General features: G+C 70.2%; 22 protein-coding genes and 1 pseudogene. 9 read left to right on the forward strand and 14 right to left on the reverse strand.

Features of this window, described 5'->3' with window-relative positions:
• Window position 1: 1 nt before the first annotated feature.
• The 6 genes from ABD256_RS21835 to ABD256_RS21860 form a co-directional block, all read right to left on the reverse strand.
• Entirely contained in the window at window positions 2-1,081 is a 1,080-nt protein-coding gene (locus ABD256_RS21835; RefSeq protein ID WP_344421712.1) for an AAA family ATPase, read from the reverse strand.
• Window positions 1,078-2,901 carry a VMAP-C domain-containing protein gene (locus ABD256_RS21840; protein WP_344421715.1) on the reverse strand — a complete coding sequence of 608 codons (1,824 nt, stop codon included), beginning with the start codon at window positions 2,899-2,901 and terminating at the stop codon, window positions 1,078-1,080. The genes ABD256_RS21835 and ABD256_RS21840 overlap by 4 nt, the downstream gene beginning before the upstream one ends.
• A 198-nt stretch (window positions 2,902-3,099) precedes the next feature.
• Window positions 3,100-4,377, reverse strand: a complete 1,278-nt coding sequence (locus tag ABD256_RS21845) for an RNA polymerase sigma factor (RefSeq protein WP_344421718.1) — start codon at window positions 4,375-4,377, stop codon at window positions 3,100-3,102.
• A 3-nt stretch (window positions 4,378-4,380) separates the two neighbouring features.
• Window positions 4,381-4,800 (reverse strand): YciI family protein, encoded by a 420-nt coding sequence (locus ABD256_RS21850; protein WP_344421721.1) that lies wholly within the window; start codon window positions 4,798-4,800, stop codon window positions 4,381-4,383.
• Between the two features lie 176 nt (window positions 4,801-4,976).
• Window positions 4,977-5,639, reverse strand: a complete 663-nt coding sequence (locus ABD256_RS21855; RefSeq protein WP_344421724.1) for a response regulator — start codon at window positions 5,637-5,639, stop codon at window positions 4,977-4,979.
• On the reverse strand, window positions 5,636-6,943 hold the full coding sequence (locus ABD256_RS21860; RefSeq protein WP_344421727.1) for a sensor histidine kinase: 1,308 nt from the start codon (window positions 6,941-6,943) through the stop codon (window positions 5,636-5,638). The genes ABD256_RS21855 and ABD256_RS21860 overlap by 4 nt, the downstream gene beginning before the upstream one ends.
• Before the next feature lie 175 nt (window positions 6,944-7,118).
• Between ABD256_RS21860 and ABD256_RS21865 the strand changes: the two genes are divergently transcribed.
• Window positions 7,119-8,231, forward strand: coding sequence for an alpha/beta hydrolase family protein (locus ABD256_RS21865; RefSeq protein WP_344421730.1), 1,113 nt, complete (start codon window positions 7,119-7,121; stop codon window positions 8,229-8,231).
• 79 nt (window positions 8,232-8,310) lie between these two features.
• Here ABD256_RS21865 and ABD256_RS21870 read toward each other — a convergent pair whose 3' ends face one another.
• The 3 genes from ABD256_RS21870 to ABD256_RS21880 form a co-directional block, all read right to left on the reverse strand.
• Window positions 8,311-9,681 (reverse strand): alpha/beta hydrolase, encoded by a 1,371-nt coding sequence (locus ABD256_RS21870; RefSeq protein ID WP_344421733.1) that lies wholly within the window; start codon window positions 9,679-9,681, stop codon window positions 8,311-8,313.
• 52 nt (window positions 9,682-9,733) lie between these two features.
• On the reverse strand, window positions 9,734-10,981 hold the full coding sequence (locus ABD256_RS21875) for a M14 family metallopeptidase (RefSeq protein ID WP_344421736.1): 1,248 nt from the start codon (window positions 10,979-10,981) through the stop codon (window positions 9,734-9,736).
• A gap of 90 nt (window positions 10,982-11,071) precedes the next feature.
• On the reverse strand, window positions 11,072-11,710 hold the full coding sequence (locus ABD256_RS21880) for a pyridoxine/pyridoxamine 5'-phosphate oxidase (protein WP_344421739.1): 639 nt from the start codon (window positions 11,708-11,710) through the stop codon (window positions 11,072-11,074).
• Window positions 11,711-11,759: 49 nt separating this feature from the next.
• On the opposite strand from ABD256_RS21880, the gene ABD256_RS21885 reads away from it, so the two are divergent.
• Both ABD256_RS21885 and ABD256_RS21890 read left to right on the forward strand, forming a co-directional pair.
• Window positions 11,760-12,293 carry a DUF2020 domain-containing protein gene (locus tag ABD256_RS21885; RefSeq protein ID WP_344421742.1) on the forward strand — a complete coding sequence of 178 codons (534 nt, stop codon included), beginning with the start codon at window positions 11,760-11,762 and terminating at the stop codon, window positions 12,291-12,293.
• Between the two features lie 185 nt (window positions 12,294-12,478).
• Window positions 12,479-12,934 carry a DUF6918 family protein gene (locus ABD256_RS21890; protein WP_425546496.1) on the forward strand — a complete coding sequence of 152 codons (456 nt, stop codon included), beginning with the start codon at window positions 12,479-12,481 and terminating at the stop codon, window positions 12,932-12,934.
• A 124-nt stretch (window positions 12,935-13,058) separates the two neighbouring features.
• Here ABD256_RS21890 and ABD256_RS21895 read toward each other — a convergent pair whose 3' ends face one another.
• Window positions 13,059-13,775: a hypothetical protein gene (locus tag ABD256_RS21895; protein WP_344421747.1), complete on the reverse strand. Its 717-nt coding sequence runs from the start codon at window positions 13,773-13,775 to the stop codon at window positions 13,059-13,061.
• An 89-nt stretch (window positions 13,776-13,864) separates the two neighbouring features.
• Here ABD256_RS21895 and ABD256_RS21900 point away from each other — a divergent pair, with 89 nt between their 5' ends.
• Both ABD256_RS21900 and ABD256_RS21905 read left to right on the forward strand, forming a co-directional pair.
• Window positions 13,865-14,419, forward strand: coding sequence for a peptidylprolyl isomerase (locus ABD256_RS21900; RefSeq protein WP_344421750.1), 555 nt, complete (start codon window positions 13,865-13,867; stop codon window positions 14,417-14,419).
• Between the two features lie 40 nt (window positions 14,420-14,459).
• The gene (locus ABD256_RS21905; protein WP_344421753.1) at window positions 14,460-15,416 is read left to right on the forward strand and encodes a rhomboid family intramembrane serine protease; all 957 of its coding nucleotides are present in this window, start codon (window positions 14,460-14,462) and stop codon (window positions 15,414-15,416) included.
• Here the strand turns inward: ABD256_RS21905 and ABD256_RS21910 are convergent.
• The gene (locus ABD256_RS21910; protein WP_344421756.1) at window positions 15,399-15,836 is read right to left on the reverse strand and encodes a PH domain-containing protein; all 438 of its coding nucleotides are present in this window, start codon (window positions 15,834-15,836) and stop codon (window positions 15,399-15,401) included. The two genes, ABD256_RS21905 and ABD256_RS21910, sit on opposite strands and share 18 nt — an antisense overlap.
• A 76-nt stretch (window positions 15,837-15,912) precedes the next feature.
• Window positions 15,913-16,179, reverse strand: a complete 267-nt coding sequence (gene crgA / locus ABD256_RS21915; protein ID WP_344421759.1) for a cell division protein CrgA — start codon at window positions 16,177-16,179, stop codon at window positions 15,913-15,915.
• 188 nt (window positions 16,180-16,367) lie between these two features.
• Between crgA and ABD256_RS21920 the strand changes: the two genes are divergently transcribed.
• From ABD256_RS21920 to ABD256_RS21940, 4 genes and pseudogenes are all read left to right on the forward strand, one after another.
• On the forward strand, window positions 16,368-17,258 hold the full coding sequence (locus ABD256_RS21920; RefSeq protein WP_425546489.1) for a class E sortase: 891 nt from the start codon (window positions 16,368-16,370) through the stop codon (window positions 17,256-17,258).
• Window positions 17,258-17,413 (forward strand): hypothetical protein, encoded by a 156-nt coding sequence (locus ABD256_RS21925; protein ID WP_344421762.1) that lies wholly within the window; start codon window positions 17,258-17,260, stop codon window positions 17,411-17,413. Before ABD256_RS21920 ends, ABD256_RS21925 begins: the two co-directional genes overlap by 1 nt.
• Window positions 17,413-18,328: pseudogene (locus ABD256_RS44625) on the forward strand (LLM class flavin-dependent oxidoreductase). Before ABD256_RS21925 ends, ABD256_RS44625 begins: the two are co-directional and overlap by 1 nt.
• Window positions 18,325-18,501: a hypothetical protein gene (locus ABD256_RS21940; protein WP_425546490.1), complete on the forward strand. Its 177-nt coding sequence runs from the start codon at window positions 18,325-18,327 to the stop codon at window positions 18,499-18,501. The pseudogene ABD256_RS44625 and the gene ABD256_RS21940 overlap by 4 nt, the downstream one beginning before the upstream one ends.
• Before the next feature lie 33 nt (window positions 18,502-18,534).
• On the opposite strand, the gene ABD256_RS21945 is transcribed toward ABD256_RS21940, so the two are convergent.
• Both ABD256_RS21945 and ABD256_RS21950 read right to left on the reverse strand, forming a co-directional pair.
• Entirely contained in the window at window positions 18,535-18,927 is a 393-nt protein-coding gene (locus tag ABD256_RS21945) for an SCO5389 family protein (protein ID WP_344421765.1), read from the reverse strand.
• Window positions 18,928-19,027: 100 nt separating this feature from the next.
• Entirely contained in the window at window positions 19,028-20,353 is a 1,326-nt protein-coding gene (locus tag ABD256_RS21950; protein ID WP_344422052.1) for an FAD-dependent oxidoreductase, read from the reverse strand.
• Window positions 20,354-20,488: the final 135 nt, after the last annotated feature.

Below are 20,488 nucleotides of genomic sequence, written 5' to 3' on the forward strand. Positions count from 1 at the left end.
GTCACCGCACCGTCAGTCGTTGCCAGAGCGAGTCCACCAGCCGCGGCCACGCCTGGTGATCCGGCTGGTAGGCGCCCGACGTGGCCAGGTACACGGCGTCGAGGAGCCGGTCGGTCGGCAGGCCGCCTTCGGCCTTGCTCCGCTCGGCGAACTCGCGGACGAGCCGGTCGCGGTGTTCGCCGTGCTCGTCGATCAGGTGACTGGCGACGATCGCGGCGAGCTGCTCGCGGTCCGGGTTCTCGATCCGCAACTGCAGGCAGCGGCGCAGGAACGCGGGCGGGAACTCCCGCTCGCCGTTGCTGGTCAGCACGATGACCGGGTAGGCGCGGCAGGCGACCCGGCCGTCCCGCACCACGGCGGTGCGCTGCGGGTCGGCGGTGTGCACGGTGACCTCGGGATGCCGGGTGCGCACCCTGGTCAGCTCCTCGATCGGGAACTCGCCGTCCTCGAAGATCGACAGCAGGTCGTTGGGCAGGTCCGCCTCGGACTTGTCCAGCTCGTCGATCAGCAGGACGCGGGGCAGCCGTGCGGGCAGGAACGCGGTGCCGAGCGGGCCGAGCCGGACGAAGTCGCCGATCGGCGGCTCCTCGGCCTCGCCGCCGCGCTGCGCCTGGCTGGTCGCGGCGGCCTGGACGCGGCCGATCGCGTCGTAGCCGTACAGGCCGGAGCCCAGCGTGGTGTGGCTGGTGATCGCCCAGCGCAGCACCCGGCCGAGCCCGAGCTCGCGGGCGATCCGGTAGGCGAGGCTGGACTTGCCGGTTCCCGGGTTGCCGGTGACCAGCAGCGGCCGCCGCAGGTAGAGCGCGGCGTTGACCATGTTCAGCTCGGTGGGGTCGATCTCCTGATCGGTGAGCGTGAACGCGGAGCCGAGCCTGCGTTCGGACTCGCCGTCGTCCGGCGGTGGCACGTCGTGCTCGGGCACCGGGCCGCCGCGGTAATCGCGCCACGGCGGTGGTTCGGGCAGGATCTGGGTGAGGTCGATGTCGTGGATCGGCCGCCCGGTGCCGCGGTATATCCACCAGTCGGGCGCTTCGACGCGTGCCGCGGCGCCGTTCTTGTCCGCACTGTCGTTCACGCTCATCCGTGGTACCCCCTCAGAGTCGAGCCGAGATCAACGGCCGGGGCCAACGGTTGGTCGAGAACGATTACCCTTTTCGGGTCGTCCCACATTACCACCAAATCGTGAGCCAGCGAATTCTTGAGCGGTACCGCCATCCGCGATGAATTGGCAATTTTCCGGCGTTCGGGCAGTTCCATGAGACCGCTGTCGGTGGCCAGCACCGAGTCGAGCAGCTCGCGCAGCTCCGCGGGGCCCGCGTCCGGGTGCCACAGGATCACCGGCAGCCCGCTGCGGAGCGCGCTGATCAATTCGTCCGGCGGTGCACCCGGTTCCGGTTGCGGTGGCGGCGGTTTCGCCATCACCAGCCCGACCCAGTGGTCATCGCTCAGTGCTGCGTCGATGGGGAACTCCTCGAACTCCGCGCATCCGGAATAGTGCAGCCGGTCGGCCGACGGGTCTTCGAGCATAGAGTCCCATCGGACGTGCCACGCGCGATGCCAATGTTTTGCCCTCATCCGTTCGAGGGATCTTATGGTGAGCCGGTACCCGTACCGCAGCGGTTGCGGTTGCCCGGTCGCGTGCTCCTTGGCCCAGCGCTGCACCGGCAAATTGATCAAAGTCCTCGGCAGCAGGAATTCGACCGCGGCCGAAATGCCCTGGCCGGACCAGACTCCTTCGGCCTCCAGGATCACTTCGTCGACCCGGTACTCCATCTCGTCGATGCCGATTTCACGGACACCGCCGAGCGCGGGCGGCCACACCGCCGGGTCGTCCTGGCGCCAGAACGCGAGGGTGCAGCGGGCCGGATCGGCGACGACCGGTTCGAGCATGATCGTCAGGTGCAGGTGCGCGCGCCCCGGAACCGGCGCCCTTGCCTGCTGCTGCCGTTCCAGCGCGGGGCCGACGCGCAGCCGGCGGGCCTGGTTGCCCACCCAGCCGCCGAGGAGTTCGCCGATCTCACCGCCGACCTGATCGGCCAGCAGGCGAAGGAAGGTGACCGCGGGCGGGATGCCGTCCGGGCCCGCGGTGAAGTCGGTGAGGAGCTGGAATGCGCTCCACGCGTTGGTGATCCCGTCGAGCGGCGGCAGCGAGGCGGCCGGGCCGAGCGCGCGGCTCACCATGATCGCGAGCTGGGGCACCTCGGTCCGGGTGAGGTGGCGGCGCAGATCCGTCAGCTCCGCGCGCGGGACCACGTCCAGTACGGCTCCGCTCGTGTCGGCGGGCGCGGCGTGGGGCATCGGCACCGGGCTCGGCGCGACGAGTTCGCCGTGCAGGCGCAAATACGCTGTCCCGGTGAAGGTTTTCACCGAAACCGGGATCGGTGCGTAGAACTCGGGAAGCAGGCCGGGATCCGGCGCGATGACCTCGTCGAAGAACCGCTGCGAGGAGATGACCGCGACCATCCGGCCGGATTCGGCGAACACCTCCTTCGCCCGCGGCGCGTCCAGGATGCGGAACGCGGTGTCGACCGCCTCGCCGACCCACCCCTTTCCGTCGTGCAGCACATCGCCCGAGTTGAGGCTGACCCGCAGCCGGATCTGGGCCTGCGAAGTGCGGGTCCAGTTGTACCGCCGGAGCGCGACCGCGATGCGGTCCGGCAGCCGGTCCGCCACGGCGCTCTTGGGCGTGCCCGACGGCAGCAGGACCAGCGCGCCGTCACCGCGATCCTCGGTGGCGCAGGAATCGAAGTCGACGTCGCTTTCCGCGAAGGCGGTCTTCAGCACCTCGTACATGCCGTGCCGCACCGCGAGCCGGTCGGGGAGCCTCCGGTCGGGCGCGGTGAAACCCGCGACGTCGACCACGACGATCGTGCGGTAGAGGGTCGGCGTCAGGTGCGTCACTGGCCCTCCCTCCCGCGATACCGGCGTCGACCCGGCAGCAAGGCCACTACTACTCGATTATGGGTCGCCCGCGCACGGGATCAGCGTCATATGACAAACAGATCCCCGCGCATCCGTGGCAGGTCCCCCGGTTGTGTGCGGAATGCCGACGACAAGGTTTCCCCGCCCGCCGTGCTTTCCGCAAGTGTTTCGGCCCGTTCAGGCCAGCGCCGCTCGTTTGCGTGCCAGCACCGCGCGTTCGCGTTCGTTGGCGCAGAGGTGGATGGCGCGGTCCAGTTCGGCGCGCGCCTCGGCCGTCCGGCCCAGCCGGATGAGCAATTCGCCGCGAACACTTGGCAGCATGTGCGAATTCGGCAGGGAATTGGCGGTCACCAATTCCTCCACGATCGCCAGTGCCGCGGCCGGACCGGTCGCCATCGAAACGGCCACCGCCCGGTTCAGCTCGACCACCGGTGACGGTGCGAGCCGCCCGAGCGCCTCGTAGATGAGCACGACGCGCTCCCAGTTCGTTTCCCCGACCGACGCCGCGACGGCATGGCATTCGGCGATCGCCGCCTGCAGGCCGTACGCGCCCAGCCCACGGCCCACCTCCTTGGCGCGGGTCAGCGCCGCTCGTCCCCGCCGGATCGCGGCCTGGTCCCAGCGGCCGCGGTCCTGGTGCTCCAGCAGCACGGGTTCGCCGTCCTGGCCGGTGCGGGCGGGGAAGCGCGCCGCGGTCAGCTCCAGCAGCGCCAGCAGGCCGTGCACCTCGGACTGGTCCGGGACCAGCCTGGCGAGCAGGCGGGCGAACCGCTGTGCCTCGCTCGACAGGTCGAGCCGGATCAGATCGGCGCCCGAGCTGGCGGACGACCCTTCGGTGAAGATCAGGTAGACCACGTTGAGCACCGAGCCGAGGCGTTCCGCCCGCTGCCCGGCGGCCGGGACTTCGAACGGCACCCCGGCCGCGCCGAGGGTCTTCTTCGCCCTGGTGATGCGGGCCTGCACGGTGGCGGTCGGGGCGAGGAACGCCTTGGCGATCTCGTCGCTGGTCAGCCCGCCGACCACGCGCAGGGTGAGCGCCACCCGCGCCTCGCGGGACAGCACGGGGTGGCACGAGATGAACATCAACGCGAGCACGTCGTCGTCGATCTGGTCCGGATCCCACAGCACGTCGCCGCCAGGATCCACCGGCGCGCCCCCCGAGGCGACGCCGCCCTCGCCGAGATCGCGGGCGAGGGCGGCGTACCGCTCGTCGAGGGCGGAGCGACGGCGGAACCCGTCGATCGCGCGGCGCTTCCCGACGGTGAGCAGCCATCCCGCGGGGTTTTCCGGGACGCCGTCGCGCGGCCAGGTCACGAGCGCTTCGGCCAGCGCCTCCTGTGCGAGGTCCTCGGCCAGCGCGAAATCGCCGGTGTACCGCGCGAGCGCACCGACGATCCGCGCGGACTCGATCCGCCACAGCGCGGCGACGGCCTCACGGCCGCTGTGCCCGGTCATCCCTCAGAGCTGGCCGGTCGATTCGCGCCAGGCCCGCTCCCGCTTGACCCACTCGTTGTCCTGCGGGAACTCGTCGATCGAGCTGACCCGGCGGATCTCGGTCTTGAAGCCGGGACCGGAGATCGGCGACCGCTTCGCCCACTCGACGGCTTCTTCCTTCGAGGCGACGTTGAGGATGTAGAACCCGTTGAACAGTTCCTTGGTCTCGCCGTACGGGCCGTCGGTGACCAGGGGCGGCTCCGACGAGTAGTCGACGACGACGCCCTCTTCGGCGTCGGTGAGCCCTTCCGCGGCGACCAGCACGCCCGCCCTGATCAGCTCCTCGTTGAACGCGCCGACGGTCGCGAGCATCTCGTCGAAGTCGAAGTTCGCCATCCCCGCGTAGGCGTCGTCGGTGGCGCGCATGATCAGCATGTACTTCATGGTTCCGGCTCCTGAGTCCCGTCAGGCCCCGTTCGGGCCCGTTCACCCCTTGGTCGAACGGGGCACGACACGGATCGACACACCCGCCGAACTTTTTTCCGAAGGTCCGGGAAGCGTACTTCGCCCCGGTTTACTACTCGTGAGTAAAGTCGCGATCAGCTCGATTTCTCGCGCCGTCACCTTTCCTGAGCGCCGGTCAGGCCGGATTCGTGCGCGAACACGACGGCCTGCACGCGGTCCCGCAGGTCCAGCTTGGCGAGGATGTGGCCGACGTGGGTCTTCACCGTCCCGGCCGACAGGCACAGCAGTTCGGCGATCTCCGCATTCGAAAGGCCGCGCGCGACCTGCTGGAGCACCTCGCGCTCACGGGCGGTCAGCAGGCCCAGCCTGGGGTCTTCCCGCGCGGGCAGCTCGACGGCGATCCGGGTGAGCAGGCGCCGGGTGACGGTCGGCGCCAGCGCCGCTTCCCCCGCGGCGACGACGCGGACGGCGGCGAGCAGGTCGGTGGCCAACGCGTCCTTCAACAGGAAGCCGCTGGCTCCGGCGCGTAAGGCCGCGTAGACGTACTCGTCGCGGTCGAAGGTGGTGAGCACGAGGACGCGCGGGCCTTCGGGTCCGTGGTTCGCGATGATCCGCCCGGTCGCCCGCACCCCGTCGAGGCCGGGCATGCGGATGTCCATCAGCACGACATCGGGCCGGGTGCTCGCGGTGAGGTCGACGGCTTCGGTGCCCGTCCCCGCTTCGCCGACTACTACGAGATCCGGGGTGTTGTCCAGGATCATCCGCAACCCGGTCCGGACGAGCGCCTGGTCGTCGGCGATCAGGACGCGGATGGTCACGGCCGCCCCGCGAGGAGCGGGAGGGTCGCGTGGACGGCGAAGCCGCCTTCCTCGATCGGCCCCGCTTCGAAGGCGCCGCCGAGCACGGTCACGCGTTCCCGCATGCCGCGAATCCCTTGCCCAGGGGTGGTATCGCGGTCAGGTGCGGTGCCATCGTCGGTCACGTCGATCTCCAGTGCCGTCGGCGCGTAGCGCAGCACGATAGCGGCGGACGCGCCCGCGCCGGCGTGCTTCCTGGTGTTGGTCAGCGCTTCCTGCACGATGCGGTACGCGGCGAGGTCGACCGCGGGCGGCAGCGGGTGCGGCTGCCCGTCGACGCGAAGCCGGACGCCGGTACCGGCGCCCCGTGCCTCTTCGACCAGCTGCGGCACCCGTTCCACGCCCGGTCGCGGCTGCCACTCCGGTGCGTCCTGCCCGAGCGATCCCAGCAGCAGCCGGGTTTCCGCCAGCGCGGTGCGCCCGGTGTCCACAATGGCCTCCAGTGCTTCGCCGGTGCGCTCGGGCCTGCGCGCCAGTTCGGCCGCGCCGCCCTGCGCCTGCAGCACCACCACCGAAAGCGCGTGCGCCACCACGTCGTGCAGCTCGCGGCTGATCCGGCCCCGTTCGGCCGCGACCGCGAGCGCGGCCCGCGTGTCCCGTTCCCGTTCCAGGTCTTCGGCGCGCTGGCGCAGTTCGGCCAGCCGCACCCGGCGCTGCTGGGCGGTGAGACCCGTCAACCACGTCACGGTCAGCGCCAGGCCCAGCACCGGGAATCCGCCCCAGGTGGTGGTTCGAGCCTCGTCGACGGGGACCACCGGGCAGGGCGGTGCCACGAACGGTTGACGCGGTAGCGGCGGGCACGGCGGTGGTGGCACCCAGGCCGCGCTGTCGTCGATCCGGGCCATCCCCGATGCGTGTTCGTCCTCCGTCACGGCGTTTTCGTAGATCGACCACCCGCCAGCCACGACGAACCCGATCAGCACCAAGGCGATCGCCCGCAACTGCGGGCCCCGCGAAGCCACGGTGTACAACCCGATCAGCACGACGACGTCCACCGGGCGGACGTCGTTGCCCAGCACCAGGTGCGCGAAAGCCGCCCCCAGCCCGGCCGTGAAGGTCACGAGCGGCAGCCGGTGCCGCACGCCGGCCGCCGCGATCGCGATGGCCGAAGCGAGCCACCATGCCCCGTCGACGTCGTCGTCGCTCGCGATGACCACGGTGACCGTCGCGAGGAGCAGCGCCACCGCGATGTCGGTGCCCAGTGGCGACCAACGGGCGTGCTCCGCCTTCGCGGCGGCCGAGGCGAACCTCGAAGACAGCTTCATAGCCGACGGAGCGTAGTTCGGAATCCGCGGCCGCGGATCTCCCGCGAGGCGGACACCGGAGTGCGACCTCCGGCAGAGAAAGGGCTGCCGGATCGTGCCCGCCGGCCGATGTGCGACGAGCGCCCGCCGGTCCACGCTGTGCCGGGATCGAACCTCGGACAGGAGCGTGAACGCAGTGAGAAGGATTTCGACGGCCGCGATGACCGTGACGGCGGTCGCCGCGATGATGAGCCCCGCGACCGCTTCGCCCCCACCGAAGCGGCTGGCGGTGCCGCCACCCACTGGCCACCATGCGGTCGGGACGGCCGAGCTGCACCTCGTCGACGAGACGCGTGCCGACCCGTGGGTGCCGGAGTCCGGCCCGCGCGAGCTGGTGGTGTCGATGTACTACCCGGCCGCGGTGCCCGTCGGCGCGCCGCGGCAGTACCTCACCGCGCGGGAAGCCGAGATCTTGCTGGCGGCCAACGATCTTCCCGAGATCCCGCCCGAACTGCTCGCCGGGACGAGGAGCAGCGCGCGGGTGGGCGCGCCGCCGCTGCCGCGGTGGCACGGGTACCCGCTGGCGGTGCTGTCCAACGGGCTCGGCATGCCGCGCGCCACGCTCACCGGCCTGGCGGAGGACCTGGCCAGCCGCGGGTACGTGGTCGCCGCCGTCGGGCACAACTACGAGGCGGACGGCACCGCGTTCCCGGACGGGCACGTCACCGAGTGCGCGGCCTGCGGCCCCGGGCTCGACCACGTCCTCCTGTCGAAGGTGCGCACCGCGGACGTGTCCTTCGTGCTGAACCGGCTCACCGCGAGGGATTCCCCGTACGCCCTGCTGATCGACCCGGCGAAGATCGGCCTCGTCGGGCAGTCCGTCGGCGGCAACGCGGCGCCGCTCGCGATGCTGGCCGACCGCCGGATCCGCGCCGGGGTGAACCTGGACGGCCGCTTCTGGTCACCGCTGCCCGAGTCCGGTGTGGACCGTCCGATCCTGTTGCTGGGCAGGGAATCCGCGCACACCCCCACCGGCCCGGACCCGACCTGGCCCGAAAGCTGGCCGAAGCTGCACGGCTGGAAGCGCTGGCTCAGCGTCGACGGTGCCGCGCACACCGGCTTCACCGACAACATCGCGCTGATGGACCAGGCCGGGGTCACCAAGCCCGGCACGATGCCCGGCGCGCGGTCGATGGAACTGACCCGCGCCTACGTCGCCGCCTTCCTCGACCTGCACCTGCGAGGCCGCCCGCAACCACTGCTGGACGGCCCGGTCGCCACCAACCCCGAAGTCAGGTTCTGGCCCTGACCCCGGGTCGCGGCCGAGACGCGCCTGCCGGTGACCCCCGGGGACTCGTGCGTCTCTTCGGGGCGGGAGCCCGAAGGGCCTAGCGCAGGAAGTCGATCAGTGCGTCGCGGCCCGCGTGGCCGCGTTCGCGGTTCTGGATCGAGTGCGACGCGCCCGGCACCACGACCAGTTTTCCGGTGGGGGCGGCCGCGGCTTCCTGCTGTGCCCATTCGAGCGGGGTCGAGAGGTCGCGGTCGCCGTTGAGCAGCAGCACGGGGACGTTCGGCAGCTCGGCGGCGGGGTTCGACGCGGGGCGCACCCGAGGCCAGCGCGCGCAGGTCTGGACGAAGTACTGGTTCACCGCGACCCGCGCGGTGTAGGGCCAGGTCGCGTGGGCGGGCAGGAGGTGTTCGGTGAGCCCGATCGACGGCTGCCGCAGCCACGACGGGGAACCCGCGTCGCCCCAGGGAAAGCGGAGGTCGGTGCACACGGTCGCCGCGTGCAGGCCCGCGCTGTACCGGAGGACGTTGTCCCCGCCGGGTTTGAACGCGGCGAGCAGCGCGTCGAGTTTCGAGCGGTCGCCACCTCGCGCCTGGTGCAGCGAGCCGATGAGGTCCCCGGCGTCCGCGCTCCGGTAGGTCGGGTCCTCGAACTCGTAGGACACGATCATGTCGAAGATCCGGACGCCGTCGGCCGTCGAGGAGTTCCGCACCACGGCCGCGAGATCGTCCGCGGGGTCGAAACCGCAGGCGGGTGCGACAGTGCACGCGTCGCGCAGCACGCGCGCCTGCGCCTGGAGTCCCTTGAGATACAAGGTGTCCGCGGCGCTCTGGTGGTGCGGCAGCACCGAGTCGAGCACGACCTTCGACACGCGATCGGGATGCGCGATCGCGTAGCGCGCGGCGCTGAACGAGCCGTAGGAAACGCCGTCCACCACCATCTTCGGCACGCCGAGCGCCTGGCGGAGCTGGTCGAAATCGGCGACGTTCTGGTCGGTGTTGTACAGCCCGGCGGTCTTCCCGAGCAGGCCGGAGCATTCGTCGATGGCTTCCGGGGTGGCGGTGATGATGTCCGAGCTGCCGACCTGCGCTTGCAGGCCGGGGCACCGGATCGCGCCGAACTCGCCGGTGCCGCGCTGGTCGATCATCGCGAACCGGTAGTCCTTGGCGACCTCGGGCAGCCGCGACGTGATCCCCTTGATCGCGGACGCACCGGGCTGGCCGGGTCCGCCGGTGAGGAACAGCAGCACGCCCTTCGGCGCATCGGTGTTGTCGCCGGTGGCCACCTGGAGGTCGAGCGTGCCCGGCACGCGGCCGGTGTGGTCGAGCGGCACTTTCAGCGTGGCGCAGGTGAATCCCGGCTGCCCGGCGCACGGATGCGCGTTTTCGAGCGGGTTCGGCGCGGCGGACGCGGCACCGGCCGTGACGAAGGAGGCCGCCAACGCGGTGACGAGCAAGAACTTCAGGCGCATGGCGCTGATTCTGCCCGCCACCGCGGTCGGCGGCACCAGACTTTCGGTGGGGTCAGCCCGCTTGCTTGACCAGGATGTCGACCGCCGCGTCGTTGCGGGTGGTCTGCTCCGGGATCTCACTGGCGGGCGGGTAGAAACCGTCGATGCCGCCGTCCTTCGGGTACATCTCGAACGTGTAGCTCAGCGTCTTGGACTTCGACCACGCCCAGTCGTTGACGTCGCCGTCGGTGACGTAGAGATCGCTCGACTGCTCCGGGGTGTACTTGTTCGTGTCGGCCATCTGCCTGCCGACGTCGGCGAACCGCTTCGCCTCCTCGGCGGACATGCCTTCGGCCGTGTCGTCCTTCGTGTAGCCGTAGGGCCACAGCACGAGCTCGGAGAAGGTGTGGAAGTCGATGTGCGCCTTGAACCGGTGCGCCGCCATGAAGTCCGAGACGGCCTTGGTCTCCGGCTCGGAGAAGGCGGACGGGCCGTGGTAGTCCTCCGCCGACGGGTCGTCGGAGGATCCGCCGCAGCAGCCCCACTTGTAGCCCCAGTTGCGGTTGGGGTCGGTGCCGATCTCGGTGCTGTCCGGCACCGGCTTGCGGGTCTTGCGCCAGCCCTGGTACTTCCCGCCGGAGATGTCGTACTCGGAGCCGTCGGGGTTCATGTTCGGGACGACGTAGATCTGGTGCGAGTCCACCATGTCCTTGATCGCGTTGTCGCTCGCGTAGCCGTCGGTGAACCGCTGCACGATGTGCAGGCACATCTCGGTGGTCAGGTGCTCGCGCGCGTGCTGGTTGCAGGTGAACAGCACCTCGGGCTTGCCTTCCGAGGCCTTGCTCGCGATCTTGAGGACGTTCAGCTCACGGCCCTCGAAGGACTTGCCCGCGCTGGAGAGCTGCGCGAGGTCGCCGTGGTCGGCGACGGCCTTCTTCAGCGCGTCGGTGGTCTCCGCGTAGGTGTGGTACGCCTCGTCGCCGGGCGGGAAGTCGTTCGGCTCGTGCGCTCCGCCCGCGTTGCTGCGCTGGGCGAGGAGCTGGTCGAAGTCGCCGACCTGGTCCAGCGCGAACCCGCCCGCGCGCAGGCCGTCGGCCTGCTTCGGGGTGGCGACCACGGTCATCACGTCGCCGCGGGTCCCGGCCACGTCGGCGCCACTGTTCCGGACGGTGGTGCGCTTCGCGGCGTCGGTCGCCCCGTGCACTTCGTAGAGACCGCGTTGCGGCGCGGCGGGATCGCCGTGCGCGGGCGCGGTCGCGGTGAGCAGGGCGAGTCCCGCGGCCGCGGCCAGCGCGCCCCAGGTTCGACGTCGTGTGAACATTTCGCCTCCGAAAGATCGCCGACAGTGCCGCTCAGCGTCCTTCGGTCAGCTTTCGACCACAACCCGTCGATAGTCGGAAAAGCACTGACATCAGGGCCAAAGTCGCTCCCTTGTCCACCGGCCCCCTTCGAGGCGGTAGCGCAGCCGCACGTGGCGCCGGTCGTGGCGGGCCTGCCAGAACTCCACGGACAGCGGCGCGACGAGATAGCGGACCCAGGTTTCCGGCGCCTCGTCCGGGTTTTCGGCGACCCACTCGCGTGCTGCCGCCGCCGCGCGCTCGAGTTCGGCCGGATCGCGCAGGACCGCGGACTGGTTGCCGATGAACGCCTCCACCCGCGATTCCGGCGGCCTGGCCAGGAAGTCCTCCCTCGACACCTCGCTCGGCGACGGCGTGACGGCGCCCCTGATCCGGACCTGCCGCCCGCGCGCCGCCCAGAAGAACGTCAGCGCGGCCATCGGGTGCTTCCCGAGCTGGATCCCCTTCGGGCTCTCCGAACTCGTCGCCACGTACCAGCCCGCCGCGTCGACGTCCTTGAGGATCACGACGCGGGCGTCCGGCATGCCGTCTGCGTCCACTGTGGACAATGTGACGGCGTGGGGCGCGAGCGCGTGCTCACCCGCGTCTTCGAGCCACGCCAGGAAGATCTCGTGCGGCCGCTCCGGTGCCGTGTCCGGATCGAACTCCGGCAGCTCGGCGGGGAACGACGGCCAGCCGCGCAGCGCACTCATGGGTGTCATGGTCGCAGCACGCCGCCGCGCGTGGTTGACTGACGCCGCTATGCGACGAGCCGTCCTCACTCTCGGTGCCGCCACCGCGGTCGTGCTGACCGGGTGCTCCGGCGGCACGCCACCGCCGCCGCCGCCCGCGCCGCCGCCGCCCGTGCCCGTGTCCGCCGCGCCGGTCGTGCCGCCCGATCCGCAGCCGGCCAAGCCGGGCCCCTGCCCGTACCTGGACAACACCTTCGTCTCGGACGCCAACGGGCAGCGGGTGTCGAAGGCGCAGGTTTCGGCCGACGCGCCGCACCCCGCCTGCTTCTTCTACGCGCTCACCGGAAAGCTGCAGCTCACCGCGCGGGTGTACACCGGGACGAAGGAAGTCGCCCGCGCGCTCGTGGACAAGGTGGCGCCGGTGGCGACGAGCAGCCCGGCCACCGAACCGCCCGGCTGGCAGGGCGGGTACCAGCCGACCGACGCCGGTGCGGTGTACGCGGTCGCGAAGGAGGGCGTCGCCGTGGTGGTGACGACCAACCAGAAGCAGACCGTGAAGGCGCGCACGGTCGTCAAGCAGGTCATCACGAAATTGGCGCTGTAACCACGCTTGGTAGACGCACAGTCAACACGCTGGCACCAACAGGTGACGCACTGCCGGGGCAAAGTTGATCTTGTACTACCCTTGGCGTCACTCGCAGCCGGTGAGGACCAGCGCACCGCCCATCACGGTCCCGCCCCCCAAGGTGGCGCGCCAGTGCTGCGGACCCGTTTCGTGCACTTCGATTCATAAGGACAAATGCCGTGACCCTGAAGGAAATCCTGACCGACTCGTCCCGTCGCCCGGCCGTCGTCACCGACCTGCAGACGCTGGTCGACGAAGAGGTTTCAGACAAGGGTGGCGTGTCCGGTGCGGTCGTCAAGACCGGCTACGCGGCCGTCAAGAAGATCAAGCCGGGCATCATCCCCGCGGCCGTCGACAGCCTGCTCGAGGACTTCACCGTGGCCCTCGACCCGTTCTACGGCGACTACAAGGCCAAGGGCGGCGGCGACTTCGGCGCCTACCTGACCGGCCGCTCGGACGAGGCTTCCGACGCGCTGCTGAGCGTCACCGACAAGCGCGCGGAGAAGAGCGGCCGCGACAGCATCAAGAAGGTCTACGGCAAGCTCCGCCCGAACGGCAAGAAGAACGTCGAGGAGGCGCTGCCCCGCCTCGGCGCGCTGATCCAGAAGCACGCGGGCTGAGCCCAGCCACCGCGAAAAAGTCCCCGGCGCCCGTGCGGGCGCCGGGGACTTTTCATCTCTCCGGCTCTCCGGCTCTCCGGCTCTCCCGCCGGACAGCCCGGCAGGACCGTCCGGCGGAGCCGAGCTAGTTCTTCTTTTCGCTGGGGCTGCCGGACTGCTGGCCGTTGCGGGCCGCCGTCGTCTTGTTCTCGGCCGGCTTCGGCCCGGGCTTGGGCTCAGCGGGCTTGTCGGCCGGCTTCGCCGCACCAGTGGCTTCAGCGGGCTTCGCGGCCTGCTTCGGCGGTTCCGGGCGACGCGGGGGAGCGGGTGCGACCGGCGGCTCCGGCTTCGACTTCAGCGCGACGGCGGCACCGGCGGCGACCGCGCCGATGACGACGAGCCACGGCCAGCGACGACGCCTGCGACCACCCTTGGCGGCGGTCTTCGCCTCGATCAGCGCGGCCTTGAAGTCCTTCTTGGCGTGCTTGAAGTCCTTCTTGCCCCGGCGCTTCGACTGGCCGGCCGACTTCGCGGCCTTGATCGCGGCCTTCTTGGCCTTGCGGCCGGGCTTGCGCATCTCGGCGAGCCGCTCGGCGGCGATCTTGCGCGCCTCCTTGGAGCTGCGAGCCAGCTCCTTGCGGGTCTGCCCGCTCTTCTTGGCGAGCTTCTTGCGAGCGCGACGACCCCGCTTCGAAGCCTCCTTGCGGACGTTCTCGGTCCCGTCGGAGAACTTCTGCTCGGCGGCCTGAGCCGCCTGGGCTGTTGCTTCGGCCCCGGCCTGCGCCGCCTCGATGGCGCGTTTGCGCAGGTCGAGCAAGCCGGTACGGACCGACTCACCGACCGAATCTGCGGCCCGAGTCATGGCCTTCACCTCGTCAATCGTTTTGGCTCTGCTTAGTTGCTTGTAACCTATCGTGCCCCTTTCCGCCCCATCCTGCCGCAGATGGCACGATGAGTCGCGTGACTGAAAGCAATGGATCCCCCGTTGGTGGTGCCCGCAAGGTCACCCTGCACACCACGCAGGGCGATATTCACCTGAACCTCTTCCCCGACCACGCGCCGAAGACGGTCGCGAACTTCGTCGGCCTCGCCGAAGGCACGAAGGAGTACACGCAGCCGAACGCGAAGGGAGAGAACTCGGGCCCGTTCTACGACGGCTCGATCTTCCACCGCGTGATCGACGGCTTCATGCTGCAGGGCGGCGACCCGACCGGCACCGGCCGCGGCGGCCCCGGCTACGAGTTCGGCGACGAGTTCCACCCCGAGCTGCAGTTCACCAAGCCGTACCTGCTGGCGATGGCGAACCGCGGTCCCGGCACGAACGGCTCGCAGTTCTTCATCACGGTGGGTCCGACCACGCACCTGAACTTCAAGCACACGATCTTCGGTGAGGTCGCGGACCAGGACTCGCGCAACGTGGTCGACGCGATCGGCCGCACCGCGACCGGGCTCGGCGACAAGCCCGTCGAGGACATCGTGATCACCAAGGTCGACGTCGAGCGCTGACGTCCGCTTCGCGCCGGTCTTTCGGTAAGTTGGGGGCATCGTGACGCAACCACAGCCGAACTACCAGCAGGAAATGCCGACGTGCTGGTGGCACCCGAACCGGCACACCGGGCTGAGCTGCACCCGCTGCGGACGGCCTGCCTGCCCCGACTGCCTTCGCGACGCCTCCGTGGGGTCGCAGTGCATCGACTGCGTGCAGGCAGGCCAGCGGCAGGACCGCGGCCGGCAGCGGCAGTACCGCGCGGCCGGCCCTGGCGCCCGCACGGTGGCAGGCGCGCGCGTGTCCACCAAGGTGGTGGTCACGCCGGTGCTCATCGCGCTCAACGCCGTCCTGTACGCCATCACGGCGTTCCAGGCCAAGAGCCCGATGGACAACGGCGCGTCGAAGCTCTCGCTCGACGGCGTGATGTTCCCGCTCGCGGTGGGGCAGAACGGCGAGTGGTGGCGGCTGCTGACCTCGGGTTTCCTGCACTTCGGGCTGATCCACATCGCGGTGAACATGCTGTCGCTGTGGATGCTCGGGCGCGATCTCGAACTGCTGCTCGGGAAGGCGCGGTTCACCGCGGTGTACCTCGTGTCGCTGTTCGGCGGCTCGGTGGCGGTCTACCTGTTCGACAACCCCGCCGGGACGACGGCGGGCGCGTCGGGCGCGATCTACGGCCTGCTCGGCGGAATCCTGATCGCGGTGCTGCGGCTCAAGCTCAACCCGGTGCCCGCGCTCGGCGTGATCGCGCTGAACCTGGTGATCAGCTTCTCGCTGCCGAACATCTCGATACTGGCCCACCTCGGCGGCCTCGTCGTGGGTGCGCTGGTGACCGCCGCGATCCTGTACGCGCCGGAAAAGGGGCGCGTCGCCTGGCAGACGGGTGCGCTCGTGCTGGTGGCGTGCGCGCTGGTGGCCGGGGTCTTCGTGCGGGACGCCCAGGTGGAGAACCTGGCGTGCTACGGGAACAGCCAGCGCGTGACCTGCGTGGACAGGTCAACGACCGGCGCGTAGCGCGCTGAGCGCGTCGAGCACGTCCCTGGGGTCCTCGCCGAGTTCGAGCCAGCCGAGCACGTGCAGGTCTTCGCCGCTCTCGAACTCGAGCGTGACGCTGTCCCTGCCGAGCCTGCGGGTGGTGCGCAGCCGGATTTCGAGTCCGGGCCACGGCAGCGCGACGCGCCCGGCCGCGGTGCGGATCCGCACGCCGTCCTCGCCCGCGGCGAGCTTCGGGCGCACGAGCGCGCCGTAGCCGGTGACGACCGCGAGCACCACGGCGGCGAGGCCGAACAGCACCAGCCCGCCGCGGTCACCGCGGACGGCCGCGTAGGCGGCACCGGCCGCGGCGGCGAGCGCGAGCACACCGGCTACGGCGATCAGCGCCGTCTTCGGGGCCCATTGCTGCTGGGGAGCCGAATCGGCCGGATAGTTATCCACAGGCGTTGTCCACAATGGGGATGGAGTCACACCGATGTAATTCGGTGTCAAGCGGCCATTCGGCGTAACCGTCTCGCTACCGCCAGCGCATCGTCATGAGCAGGCCGGCGATCATCAGTGCGAACCCGATCGCGAAGTTCACGTTGCCGAGGTCGGCCATGAAGGGGATCTTGTCGCCCGCGATGTAGTTGACCACGAGCCAGATCAGCCCGAGCAGCATCAACCCGAACATGACGATCTTGTAGAGCAGGTGGGACGGCCCAGCGGCACGCACCTTGACCGGTGTGCGCCGGTCGGTCGGCGGGGTGTACGCCGTCTTCTTGCGGACCTTGGACTTGGGCATGGGAGTCCTCGCGTGCGTTGGAACCAGTCGTGGCGCCGGGAGCCACCCCATCGGGTGCGCAACCAGTGCTTCGTGAACACGTTAACGTAATCGAGGACGCGCAAGAACCGGGGACGAGCGCTCCTTTCGTCCCGCTAAGTCACAAGAGTGTGACGGCGGGCACTTTCGACGCTTGAGGAGGCGCCTGCGTGTCCACGCCCGACGAGCCGGGTGAGCGTCGGCTCACCGGCCCCGATTCCGCACCACCGTCGACCGCGGTCGCGGCGAAACCCGGTACCGGCGCCAGGACGGTCCGCACGATCGGCGAGGTGCTGATCACCGCGGGCCTGGTGGTGCTGCTGTTCGTCGTCTACGAGCTGTACGTGACGGACATCTTCTCCGCTGGCAAACAGGCGACCGCGTCGTCCCAGCTCGACGACGACTGGAAGAACGGCCGCGAACTGCGCTCCGACCTCGTCGACGGCAAGGCGTTCGCGCGGCTGTACATCCCGTCGTTCGGCTCCGACTACCACTTCACCGTCCAGCAGGGCGTCGGCCCGGACGCGCTCGAGGTCGGTCCCGGCCACTACAAGGAAACCGCGCTGCCCGGCGAGCCGGGCAACTTCGCCATGGCCGGGCACCGCGTCGGCAAGGGCGCCCCGTTCAACGACCTCGACCAGCTCGCCTCGTGCGACGCGGTCGTCGTCGAGACGGTGAACGACTTCTTCGTGTACCGCGTGCTCCCGCACGACGACGAGGTCGCGGACTGGGCGGCCACCAAGGGCGTCGACCCGAAGTGCGCGAAGGTCAAGCCGCTGGCCGACCCGGCGCAGCAGGACGGCGGCCCGTACGGCCAGACGGCCGGCCGCAAGATCGTCACGCCGAACCGCGGTGACGCGGTGGCCCCGGTGCCGTACCGGGCGGACAACCCGCTGCCGAAGGCCGGCCAGGTCGCGCTGCTGACGCTCACCACCTGCCACCCGCAGTTCTCCGACCGGGAGCGGCTCATCGTGCACGCCGTGCTCACGAACCAGTTCGCGAAGCAGCCTGGCAACGGCGGGTACCCGCAGTTGCTGAAGCAGATCGGGGAAGGTGCCTGATGTACGCGTGGATCTGGCGGCACCTGCCGGGGCCGGTCGCGGCGAAGGCGGCGCTCGCGCTGGTGCTGGTGCTCGCCGTGGTGGCGCTCCTGATGTTCGTGATCTTCCCGTGGCTGGAGCCGATGCTGCCGTTCAACGACGTGTCCGTGCAGTAGTGCGCTTCGGCGTTTTCCTGATCACCGGTCGCTTTCCAGGGCAGAACGACTCCGCCGCGCTGACCAGAACGGTGCGCGCGATCGCCGCCGCGGAGGAAGCGGGCTTCGCCGACGCCTGGCTGGCCGAGCACCACTTCATGCCGTACGGCGTGTGCCCGTCGGCGGTGACGCTGGCGGCACACGCACTGGGCGCGACGAGCCGGATCGAAATCGGCACCGCGGTGAGCGTGCTGTCGACGAACCACCCGGTGGCGCTCGCCGAGCAGTGGGCGATGCTGGACGTGGTGTCGGGCGGGCGGTTCCGGCTCGGCGTCGGCAGGGGCGGTCCGTGGCAGGACCTGGAGGTCTTCGGCACCGGCGTGGCCCGGTACGAAGACGGTTTCGCGGAGAGTCTCGACCTGTTGCTGCGGGCCACGGCCGACGAGCGCGTGCACGCGGACGGCACGCACTTCTCGTTCCGCGAAGTGCCGGTGGTCGCGCGGGCTGCCGATGCTGCTGGGTGTGCACGCCGACGACGAGGAGAAGGCCGAGACCGTCCGCCGCTACGGCCCGTCGGACCCCGGCCACATCTCGACCGTGCTGTGCGAGGTCGCCGACGACCGGGAAGCGGCGGTGCGCCGGCTGCGCGCCGCGATGCCGGGCTGGCTCGACGCGGGCCTCGCCGCGCACGTGCCGGTGGACGGGCGGCCGCGGCCGAACCGGGATCCGGTCGCCTACACCGAAGAGCTGTGCGGGATCCATCCCGTCGGCAGCGCGGACGACTGCGTCGCGAAGCTCGCCGAGAGCGCGCGGCGGACCGGCGTCGAGCACGTGATCATGATGATCGAAGGATCCGGTGACCGGGCCGAGGAGAACATCCGCCGCATCGGCGCGGAGGTCCTTCCCCGGCTGACGTCCCGCTTGCCCCGAAGGTGACCTTCGCGGCGTCAGATTCCCTCAAGGGCGCCTTCAGGGCAAGCGGACCTGGAGCCAGCGGCGCGGTCGGCAAGCACACCGCGAGCATCTTCGGCAAGCTCGGCCTCGGCCCGTCCGACGACACCAACCGCAGGGGCCTCGCCGTGATCCGGTTCCTGGACAGCGCGAACTGACCGTGCCCCCGCCGAAGACGGGGGCACGGTGGTTCAGCAGTCCCGCAGCTCCGGGCTCTGGTTGAGCAACTGCCCGCGCGGCGAGACGAACGCGCGGTACCTGTCACTGTCCACTTCGGACGGACGAAACGCGCCGACCCGGTGGCAGTTCTGGAAGGCGAGCTTCACGCCGAAGTGCCGTTCCAGTCCGCCGCGGATGGCGTCCGAGGCGAGCGCGCGCAGGAGCTGACCGCGTTCGGCTTCGCTCGGCGGCGGCGTTTCGTGATCCGCGAACCCGTCCGGCGCCCCGTCGAGATCGGCGATCACCGTGGTGAGCACATCCCAGGCGTACGGCAGCGATTCGCGTACGCAGGCGACGAACTCCGCGTCATCGACCTCACCGCGTTCGGCCTTTTCGAGCAGGGCGGGGGAAACATCGAGAGACATCGAACCTCCGTGATGGGCGTGAAGGGCCACCTCTGTGGCTACTCGCACTCCTCATCGCGGACAAGAGAAAATGATCATCTTTACCGATATGGCGCAGGCGTCACCCGTTCAGACGTGACACGCGCACCATTTCGTGTCGGTCCACGACCTTGATCCGCTCGCGCCCGTGCGGTTCCCCGAGCGCGCGCTCGTGCGCGTCGAGGCGGCCCCAGCCGTCCCAGGTGGTGAACGGCACGCCGCGTTCGGCGAGGAACGAGAGGATCGCGTCGGGGTGGCCCTGCGTCGGCGCGCGCAGCGTGTCGGCGTCCGCGAGCAGGCTCGTCACGGTCTCCGCCGCGTCGCCCTTGGTGTGCCCGATGAGCCCGACCGGGCCGCGCTTGATCCAGCCCGTCACGTACACGCCGGGAAGCTGGTTCTCGTCGAGGTCGAGCACGCGGCCCGCCTGGTGCGGCACGGTTCCGGAGAGGTGGTCGAACGGGATTTCCGGCAGGTGCGAGGACAGGTACCCGACCGCGCGGTAGACCGCCCGCACGTCCCAGTCGTGGAACTCGCCGGTGCCGCGGACGTTGCCGTCGCCGGTCAGCTCCGTGCGTTCGGTGCGCAGCCCGGCGACCTTTCCGTCCTCGCCGAGCACCTCGGTCGGCGAGTGGAAGAAGTGCAGGTGCAGCCGCTTCGGCCGGGTGCCGTGGTCGCGGATCGCCCACTCCTGCAGCGTTTTCACCACCATGTCGACCTGCTTGGACCCGCGGATCGCGGCGATCGAGCCCTCGTCGAACTCGATGTCCTCCGGCTGCACGATGACCTCGACGTTCGGCGAGTGGTCCAGCTCGCGCAGCTCCATCGGGGTGAACTTCGCCTGCGCGGGCCCGCGGCGGCCGAACACGTGCACGTCGGTCACCGGGCTGGCTTTGAGGCCCTGGTGGACGTTGTGCGGGATCTCGGTGGTGAGCAGCTCGTCGGCGGTCTTCGCGAGGATCCGCGCGACGTCGAGCGCCACGTTGCCGACGCCGAGCACGGCGACGCTGGTGGCGTTCAGCGGCCAGGTGCGCGGCACGTCGGGGTGCCCGTCGTACCAGGAGACGAAGTCCGCGGCGCCGTAGCTGCCGTCGAGGTCGATGCCGGGGATGTCGAGCGGGCGGTCCGCGCTCGCGCCGGTGGAGAAGATCACCGCGTCGTAGAACTCGCGCAGGTCGTCGAGCTTGAGGTCGGTGCCGTAGTCGATGTTGCCGAGCAGCCGCACGCCCGGCCTGTCGAGGACCTTGTGCAGCGCGGTCACGATGCCCTTGATGCGCGGGTGGTCGGGTGCCACGCCGTAGCGGATGAGCCCGAACGGCGCCGGCATGCGCTCGATGAGGTCGATGGAGACGTCGGCGTCGGACTTGAGGAGGCTGTCGGCTGCGTAGATGCCGGCGGGTCCGGCGCCCACGATCGCCACGCGAAGAGAACGAGTCACCCGATCCACGTTAAAGTAAGGTTAGGCTAACTTGCAGTGTGATACTCGATACGGTCCAGCATCCGGGAACCGGCCTTTGGGCGTAGGGTGAAGGTGTCGGGCGCATCT

This window comes from Amycolatopsis minnesotensis, assembly GCF_039529815.1.
Taxonomy (GTDB): domain Bacteria; phylum Actinomycetota; class Actinomycetes; order Mycobacteriales; family Pseudonocardiaceae; genus Amycolatopsis; species Amycolatopsis minnesotensis.

Bases quoted from the DNA above. Each gene is read 5' to 3' on its own strand.
- ABD256_RS21835 (WP_344421712.1), bottom strand. From the start codon at position 1,081: ATGAGCGTGAACGACAGTGCGGACAAGAACGGCGCCGCGGCACGCGTC.
- ABD256_RS21845 (WP_344421718.1), bottom strand. From the start codon at position 4,377: ATGACCGGGCACAGCGGCCGTGAGGCCGTCGCCGCGCTGTGGCGGATC.
- ABD256_RS21850 (WP_344421721.1), bottom strand. From the start codon at position 4,800: ATGAAGTACATGCTGATCATGCGCGCCACCGACGACGCCTACGCGGGG.
- ABD256_RS21860 (WP_344421727.1), bottom strand. From the start codon at position 6,943: ATGAAGCTGTCTTCGAGGTTCGCCTCGGCCGCCGCGAAGGCGGAGCAC.
- ABD256_RS21870 (WP_344421733.1), bottom strand. From the start codon at position 9,681: ATGCGCCTGAAGTTCTTGCTCGTCACCGCGTTGGCGGCCTCCTTCGTC.
- ABD256_RS21875 (WP_344421736.1), bottom strand. From the start codon at position 10,981: ATGTTCACACGACGTCGAACCTGGGGCGCGCTGGCCGCGGCCGCGGGA.
- ABD256_RS21880 (WP_344421739.1), bottom strand. From the start codon at position 11,710: ATGAGTGCGCTGCGCGGCTGGCCGTCGTTCCCCGCCGAGCTGCCGGAG.
- ABD256_RS21885 (WP_344421742.1), top strand. From the start codon at position 11,760: ATGCGACGAGCCGTCCTCACTCTCGGTGCCGCCACCGCGGTCGTGCTG.
- ABD256_RS21895 (WP_344421747.1), bottom strand. From the start codon at position 13,775: ATGACTCGGGCCGCAGATTCGGTCGGTGAGTCGGTCCGTACCGGCTTG.
- ABD256_RS21900 (WP_344421750.1), top strand. From the start codon at position 13,865: ATGAGTCGCGTGACTGAAAGCAATGGATCCCCCGTTGGTGGTGCCCGC.
- crgA (WP_344421759.1), bottom strand. From the start codon at position 16,179: ATGCCCAAGTCCAAGGTCCGCAAGAAGACGGCGTACACCCCGCCGACC.
- ABD256_RS21925 (WP_344421762.1), top strand. From the start codon at position 17,258: ATGTACGCGTGGATCTGGCGGCACCTGCCGGGGCCGGTCGCGGCGAAG.
- ABD256_RS21945 (WP_344421765.1), bottom strand. From the start codon at position 18,927: ATGTCTCTCGATGTTTCCCCCGCCCTGCTCGAAAAGGCCGAACGCGGT.